The organism is Mycobacterium sp. (assembly GCF_049683935.1).
Lineage (GTDB): Bacteria > Actinomycetota > Actinomycetes > Mycobacteriales > Mycobacteriaceae > Mycobacterium.
Genome location: NZ_JBAUJR010000212.1, coordinates 24230 through 31853 on the forward strand (window position 1 = coordinate 24230; position 7624 = coordinate 31853).

A 7624-nucleotide genomic window follows, 5' to 3' on the forward strand; every position below is an offset into this window, starting at 1 on the left:
CGGGAGCCGCGCCCGCGGCGTACCTGGTACCAGCGTTCCCAGGTACAGTCGGCGTCATGAGCGTCGCTGAACACACCGAGGACATCTCGGTCGATCGCACCCCGGTACACACCCGTGCCCTGATCATCGGTTCCGGATTCTCCGGCCTCGGAATGGGCATCGAACTGCAGCGCCGCGGCGTGGCATTCGAGATCCTGGAGAAGGCCGACGAGGTCGGTGGAACGTGGCGCGACAACACCTACCCGGGCTGTGCCTGCGACATCCCGTCGCACATGTACTCGTTCTCGTTCGAACCGAAGGCCGACTGGACCCACATGTGGTCGTTCCAGCCGGAGATCCAGGACTACCTGCTCGGTGTCACCACCAAGTACGGACTGCGCCGCTACATCCACTTCGGCGCCCATGTAGACCGCGCCCAGTGGGACGACGACGAGATGGTGTGGCATGTCTTCACCACCGACGGTCGCGAGTTCGTCGCGCAGTTCCTGATCTCAGGGGCCGGCGGACTGCACATTCCGCTGATCCCGGAGTTCGAGGGCTACGACGACTATCTCGGGTCCGGCCGCGCCGCCTTCCATTCGGCGCAGTGGGACCACAGTGTCGACATCGCAGGAAAGCGTGTCGCAGTGATCGGCACGGGCGCCAGCGCGATCCAGATCGTGCCCGAGATCGTCGGGGATGTCGCCTCGTTGCAGCTCTACCAGCGCACCCCGGCCTGGGTGATGCCCAGGCCGAACAACCCGATCCCCGAGGGCATGCGCCGGGTCTTCGCCAACGTGCCGGGTACCCGCGCGGCCATGCGCGCGGGAATCTACTGGCTGCACGAGTCGGTCGGCTTCGCGATGACCAGTCAGCCGCGGCTGCTCAAGATCGGCGAAATGCTGGGCAAGTGGAACATCCGGCGGTCGATCAAGGACCGGGAACTGCGCCGCAAGCTCACCCCGGACTACCGGGCCGGCTGCAAGCGGATCCTGAACTCCGACACCTACTATCGCGGCATCGCCGACCCGAAGACCGAAGTGATCACCGACCGCATCACACGGTTCAGCGCGACCGGCATCGTCACCGCCGACGGCAGCGGTCGTGAGACCGAAAGAGACACCGACGTCGTGGTGTTCGCGACCGGATTCCACGTCACCGACTCCTACACCTACGTCGACATCAAGGGCCCCGGCGGTGAGGACCTCGTCGACCGCTGGAACTCCGAAGGCATCGCGGCGCTGCGCGGCATCACCGTCGCCGACATGCCCAACCTGTTCTTCCTGCTGGGCCCGAACACCGCGCTGGGGCACAACTCGGTGGTGTTCATGATCGAGTCGCAGATCCGCTACGCCGCCCAGGCCATCGAGGCGGTGGACCGGGCAGGCGCCGGCGCACTGGCGCCGACTCGGGCCGCGCAGGATCGCTACAACGACGATCTGCAGGGTGACCTGGAAGGTACGGTCTGGAGCACCGGCGGCTGTCAGAGCTGGTATCTCGACGAGCACGGAGTGAACCGCACGCTGTGGAGTGGCATGACATGGCAGTACTGGCTGTCGACGCGTCGGTTCAAGGCATCCGAGTACACGTTCCTGAGAAGAAAACGCGACACGCCAACACAAGATGTTGCGGCGTCACAAGTTCTGAGCCCCAACAAGTTGTAGTGTCGGGGTCGGCCGGTAGAACTGATTCGGCCACTGCAAATTCCGGCGAAATGAGGTCCTGGTGTCCGAGGGAATGAAGCTGATCGACCGCGTCTCCGCGATCAACTGGAACCGCCTGCAGGACGAGAAGGACGCCGAGGTGTGGGAGCGGCTGACCGGCAACTTCTGGTTGCCGGAGAAGGTGCCCGTCTCCAACGACATCCCGTCCTGGGGGACGCTCAACGCCCACGAGAAGCAGCTCACGATGCGGGTGTTCACCGGCCTGACCCTGCTCGACACCATCCAGGGCACCGTCGGCGCCGTCAGCCTCATCCCGGACGCGCTGACCCCACACGAAGAGGCCGTCTACACCAACATCGCGTTCATGGAGTCGGTGCACGCGAAGAGCTACAGCAACATCTTCTCGACGCTGTGCTCGACGGTCGAGATCGACGAGGCGTTCCGCTGGTCGGAGGAGAACCCGAACCTGCAGCGCAAGGCCGAGATCGTGATGGACTTCTACAAGGGTGACGACCCGCTCAAGCGCAAGGTGGCCTCCACCCTGCTGGAGAGCTTCCTGTTCTACTCGGGTTTCTACCTGCCGATGTACTGGTCCAGCAGGGCCAAGCTGACCAACACCGCCGACATGATCCGGCTGATCATCCGCGACGAGGCCGTGCACGGCTACTACATCGGCTACAAGTTCCAGAAGGGCCTGGCGCTCGAGGACGATGCCCGCAAGGCCGAGCTCAAGGACTACACCTACGAACTGCTCTTCGAGCTCTACGACAACGAGGTCGAGTACACCCAGGACCTCTACGACGGGGTGGGTCTGACCGAGGACGTCAAGAAGTTCCTGCGCTACAACGCCAACAAGGCACTGATGAACCTCGGGTACGAGGCGCTGTTCCCCAAGGACGAGACCGACGTGAACCCGGCGATCCTGTCGGCGCTGAGCCCGAACGCCGACGAGAATCACGACTTCTTCTCCGGCTCCGGCTCGAGCTACGTCATTGGCAAGGCCGTGCACACCGAAGACGAGGACTGGAACTTCTAGTCGTTCCGGTCACCCACCGGAATGGTGGCGCGCACACAGGTGCCCTCGCCCGGTGTGCTGGTGAGGGTCAGTTCGCCCGACAGCGCCTCGACGCGGTCGCGCAGCCCGACCAGGCCCGAGCCCGCTCCTGTAGTCGCGCCTCCGGCACCGTTGTCGGAGACCGACAGTCTCAGCGAGTTGCCGTCGACATCGATCTCCACGGTCACCGCGTCGGCACCCGAATGTTTGGCGGCATTCGTCAACGCTTCTGCGACAACGTAATACGCGGCCACCTCCACTGATTCCGGTAGCCGGCCCTCGACGTCGACGGCGAGTTCGACCGGCACGGTCGAGCGCCGTGCCAACGCCTTGATCGCCGGCTTCAGACCACCCCGGGACAGCACGGCGGGATGCATGCCCCGCGACAGCTCCTGCAGGTCGGAGTGCAGCCCCGCCAGTCCGTCGACGACGTTGGACAATTGGTCCCGCAGCGCCCCGTCACCGGCGGCGGTGGACTCGATCGCCCGTAATTCGAGGCTGAGCGACACTATCCGTTGTTGAGCGCCGTCATGAAGGTCGCGTTCGAACCCGCGCCGCGCCTCGTCGGCGGCCGCCACGAGGCGCGCGCGTGATGCGGTCAACTCGGAGCGGGTCTCGGCGTTGGCGATGGCCGTGGAGATCAGGTCGGCGAAATCACCGATGTGGTCTTCGAGTTGCGGGGAGATCTCCTGCTGCGCACGCGACCCCACCATGATCGCCCCGCGCACCGCGCCGCCGACGACGAGCGGTGCCCCCGCTCCCGAGCGCACGCCGAGTGCTTGCAGTCGGGTGGCGATCGGGCCCGTCGCCTGGCGGTAGTCGTTGATGCGGGCCGGTGATCCGGTTCCGTGGATCCGAACGCTGACGCTGTCGCCGGCCAGCGAGAACCGTTCGCCCTGGACCAGTCCCGGTTGTCCCAGTCGGTCCCGCGTCGCCAGGACGACGCAGTCATCGTCGGCGGTGAAGCGCAGCACCGTGACGTGGTCGACGTCGAGGCTGGTGGCCAGCTCGTGAACCGCAACCGAGAAGACCTCCGAGAGTTCGGCGCCGCGGGCGACCAGCGTGGCGACCCGTCTCAGGGCCGCCTGCTGGGCGGCCAGGGTGTCGGCGTGCCGCCTGCGCAGCTCGGCTTCGGCAGCGCGCAATCGGGCTTGCCCCACAAGCACGTTCGTCAACAGCGCCAGGGTCAGGAAGATCGCGAGAGCAGGTGCGAGGCTGTCGCGGCCTTCGAGGTGCAGCCAGGCGTACACCGCCGCGCTGGCCAGCGACGTGGCAATCGCCAGACCGAAGCCCCAGCCCGCCGACACCACCAGGACCCCCAACAGCAGCAGAGCGCCGAACGCGTTCTCCGGGGCGATCGTCTTGAGCGCGAACACCGCGCCGACCTCGGCGACAAGGAATGCGGCCGCGACGGCGATGCCCACCCCGAGCGGACGTGCGGTGGGTCGCACCAACTGCGCCAGAAGTCGTTGCGGCAACGATTGCCAGGTCACCGGCCGATGGTAGTCCGCAGGATTCCCGTTAACAGGAATGCCATCTGCAGTGCACCCTGACAAGCTCGAAGGATGAGTGCTCCGCGCTGCCTGATCGTCGACGACAGCGCCGCGTTCCGGGATGCCGCGAAGGCCATGCTGGAACGCGGCGGCTTCGTTGTCGTCGGTGTGGCCTGTGACGCCGAGGAGGCGGTGCTGCGGGCCGCGGAACTACACCCCGACATTGTGCTGGTCGACGTCGATCTCGGTGCCGACAGCGGTTTCGACGTCGCCGAGCGGCTCAGCGGCATGTCGGTCATCCTCACCTCGACCCACGATGAACAGGACTTCGCCGACCTGATCGCCGCCAGCCCTGCGGCGGGATTCCTCCCGAAGTTCGCGCTGTCGCCCAGCGCCATCCGGACCTTGCTCGCGCGGCCGTGACCAGGCTCAGCGAGCGTCGAGGTACATGATCACCGCGCGGACCCGCCGGTGGTCGTCGCCGGTTTCAGGCAGGTTCAGCTTCGTCAGGATGCTACGGACGTGCTTTTCCACCGTTCCCTCGGTGACCCACAACCGGCGACCGATCCCGGCGTTGGACAAGCCTTCGGCCATCAGCGTCAGCACCTCCCGCTCCCGGGGGCTGACGGCGGCCAGCGGGTCGTCGCGTTTGCGCGCCGACACGAGCTCGGCCACCAACGCCGGATCGACGACCGAAGCGCCGTTGGCCACCCGCTGCAACGTGTCGACGAAGTCGGCCACATCGGTCACCCGTGTCTTGAGTAGATAACCGATCGCCCGGCCGCCGGCCAGAAGCTCCATCGCGTGGTCGACATCGATGTGCGCCGAGAGCACCACGATGCCGATCTCGGGGAACTCGCCGCGGATCACCTTGGCGGCATCGAGTCCCTCGGTGCTGAGACTCGGCGGCATCCGGATGTCGACCAGCACCAGATCAGGCTTGCGGTCGCGCACCAACTCCAGAAGGGCTGTCCCGTCACCGGCCTGGCCCGCCACCTCGAATCCCGACCGGTCCAGCAAGCTGGCCAGGCCTTCGCGCAACAGCACGTCGTCGTCGGCGATCACGACCCGCAGGCCGCCCATGTCCTCTCCACCTGGCGTGAGCACGGCTCCGATTGTCGCACCACGGCGACGTCCGGCCGCCTCGAAGACCCGACTATGGGGGCTAGCGGTAACCGCGGGTGGCGGTCAGCGTCGACGACACCTCTACGCTTCGCCCTCACCGGGCGCAGCCCCGACACCGAGACGTTCCGAGCTGCGGCGCGGCTGTTCACGGCAGGCGCGGTTCCGTTGAGTCAGAACGGATTCAAGGTCGACCTGGTGATGCACAGCGTGGTCCGGGCCCTGGAGCGAGCCGTGACTCGTGGCCTAGCGCAGTGACTCGGTGTTGATGACGAACCGGTAGCGCACATCGCTGGCGATCACCCGCTGATACGCCTCGTTGATGTAGTCGGGCTCGATAATCTCGATCTCGGGCGCGACGCCGTGCTCGGCGCAGAAATCCAGCATCTCCTGCGTTTCGGCGATCCCGCCGATCAGCGATCCCGCGATACGGCGTCGCCCGAAGATCAATGCGGCAGCGGGGACCTCCATGGCGTTCTCGGGCATCCCGAGTTCGACCAGGGTGCCGTCGAGCTTGAGCAACCCGAGGTAGGCGCCGAGGTCCAGATTGGCCGAGACGGTGTTGAGGATCAGGTCGAAACTGCCCCGCAGCTTCTTGAAGGTCTCGGGGTCGCTGGTGGCGTGGTACTCGGAGGCTCCCAGCCGCAGACCGTCCTCCATCTTCTTCAGCGACTGACTGAGTACGGTGACGTCGGCGCCCAGCGCGACCGCCAGCTTCACCGCGAGATGTCCGAGTCCGCCGAGGCCGATGACCGCCACCCGGGTGCCGGGTCCGGCGTTCCAGTGCCGCAGCGGCGAATAGGTGGTGATGCCCGCGCACAGCAGCGGGGCCGCGTCCGCCAGCGAGATGGCGTCCGGGACGCGCAGGACGTAGTTCTCGTCGACGACGATCGCGCCGCTGTAGCCGCCCTGCGTGGGCTGCCCGTCACGACCGACGCCGTTGTAGGTCCCGACCATGCCGGGGTTGTTGCAGTACTGCTCCTCACCGGCGAGGCAGTACTCACACTCGCGGCACGAGTCGACGAAGCATCCGACGCCCACGCGGTCGCCCACGGTGAACTTCGTCACCTCGGATCCGACCTCGGTGACAACGCCCGCGATCTCGTGTCCGGGCACCATCGGATACTCGACGCCGCCCCATTCCCCGGTGACGGTGTGGATGTCGGAGTGACAGATCCCGGCGAAATGGATGTCGAACGCGACGTCGTGAGGCCCGACGTCGCGTCGGGTGATCGTGGTCCTGGTCAGCGGAGCTGTGGCCGAAGTGGCTGCGTAGGCGGAAACGGTGCTCATCATCACGTCCTCTTTGTTGCTGGGCTGCGCGGGTCGCGTCTGCGACGCCGGCGGAATGCTGCCGCGACACTGCGGCTCACGAGGGGTCAACGGGCGGCGCGGCGGTGATAGTCCCGATCCAGCCTGTGAGTTTCCCCCTAAGGGGGACCCTGTCAGTTGATCGGGGAGTTGATCGACCGCAGGTCGGCCAGGATGCCGCGGGCGGCGACGATTCCGTCACCGCTTTGCCAGATCTCGTTGTTCACCGCGAACATCCTGTTGTCGCGGGTGACGGACAACCGCCGCCACGCGTCGCTGTCCATCACCTCAGGGGCCCGTTCCCGGGCCTCGGCGGTGGCGAAGGACAGGTAGAGGATGTCTCCGTCGGCGATCGAGAAGTCCGGAGAGTCACCCAGATCCGCCTCCGACACCCCGATCTCGACATAGGGCTTGTCAGTGAACCGTTGAGCCGCAGGCCGATCCACGCCGACGTCGGCGAGAACGCCGCCGGGAAAGTTGTCGGCACCGAAGACCCGCACCGTGGTGTCGGTGAACTGCACCACCGACGCCTGGAAATGTATCGCGTCGTTCGCTTCGCCCGTCTCGTCCGCGGCGCGGTCGAAACCGTCGAGCAGCGCGTCGGCCGCGTCGACGCGGCCGGTCGCTGCACCGACGGCCCGCAGATTGTCCTTCCACGCGACTCCCGGCGGTCCGCTGAACACGGTGGGAGCGATCTCCGCCAACTGCGGGTAGTCCTGCGGGGTGAGGGCCACCGAACCCAGGATCAGATCGGGCTCGACCTCCCGGATGGCGGCGAGGTCGGGGTCGCTCCGGCTCCCGGCGCCGGGCAGCTCGTGGATCACAGTGCCCAGGTAGGAAGGCTGGTCTTCCGATCCGTCCGGCAGCGCCGCGGCCACGATGCGGGATTGCAGACCCAGCGCGCACAACGCGTCGAGTTGGTCGCCGGAGAGCACGACGATGCGTTGCGGGTCGGCGGGCACCAGCGCCGTCTCCGGCAGCGGCGGTGTCACGGCGTGCCC

General features: G+C 66.7%; 7 protein-coding genes. 3 read left to right on the forward strand and 4 right to left on the reverse strand.

What is annotated here, in order from left to right; all coding sequences use genetic code 11:
• The first annotated feature begins 56 nt into the window (after window positions 1-56).
• A complete protein-coding gene (locus WA965_RS12140) occupies window positions 57-1643 on the forward strand; it encodes a flavin-containing monooxygenase (RefSeq protein WP_526302081.1) in 1587 nt (528 codons plus the stop codon).
• A 73-nt stretch (window positions 1644-1716) separates the two neighbouring features.
• Window positions 1717-2679: a class 1b ribonucleoside-diphosphate reductase subunit beta gene (gene nrdF, locus WA965_RS12145; protein WP_526302091.1), complete on the forward strand. Its 963-nt coding sequence runs from the start codon at window positions 1717-1719 to the stop codon at window positions 2677-2679.
• Here nrdF and WA965_RS12150 read toward each other — a convergent pair.
• Window positions 2676-4190 carry a GAF domain-containing sensor histidine kinase gene (locus WA965_RS12150; protein WP_526302083.1) on the reverse strand — a complete coding sequence of 505 codons (1515 nt, stop codon included), beginning with the start codon at window positions 4188-4190 and terminating at the stop codon, window positions 2676-2678. The two genes, nrdF and WA965_RS12150, sit on opposite strands and share 4 nt — an antisense overlap.
• 72 nt (window positions 4191-4262) lie before the next feature.
• Between WA965_RS12150 and WA965_RS12155 the strand changes: the two genes are divergently transcribed.
• Window positions 4263-4613 carry a response regulator gene (locus tag WA965_RS12155; protein ID WP_526302085.1) on the forward strand — a complete coding sequence of 117 codons (351 nt, stop codon included), beginning with the start codon at window positions 4263-4265 and terminating at the stop codon, window positions 4611-4613.
• Window positions 4614-4619: 6 nt separating this feature from the next.
• Here WA965_RS12155 and WA965_RS12160 read toward each other — a convergent pair whose 3' ends face one another.
• From WA965_RS12160 to WA965_RS12170, 3 genes are all read right to left on the reverse strand, one after another.
• Window positions 4620-5273, reverse strand: a complete 654-nt coding sequence (locus WA965_RS12160) for a response regulator transcription factor (RefSeq protein WP_526302093.1) — start codon at window positions 5271-5273, stop codon at window positions 4620-4622.
• 285 nt (window positions 5274-5558) lie between these two features.
• Window positions 5559-6605, reverse strand: coding sequence for an NAD(P)-dependent alcohol dehydrogenase (locus tag WA965_RS12165; protein ID WP_526302087.1), 1047 nt, complete (start codon window positions 6603-6605; stop codon window positions 5559-5561).
• Window positions 6606-6757: 152 nt separating this feature from the next.
• Window positions 6758-7624: iron-siderophore ABC transporter substrate-binding protein (locus WA965_RS12170; RefSeq protein WP_526447564.1), on the reverse strand; the 867-nt coding region annotated here is incomplete at its 5' end.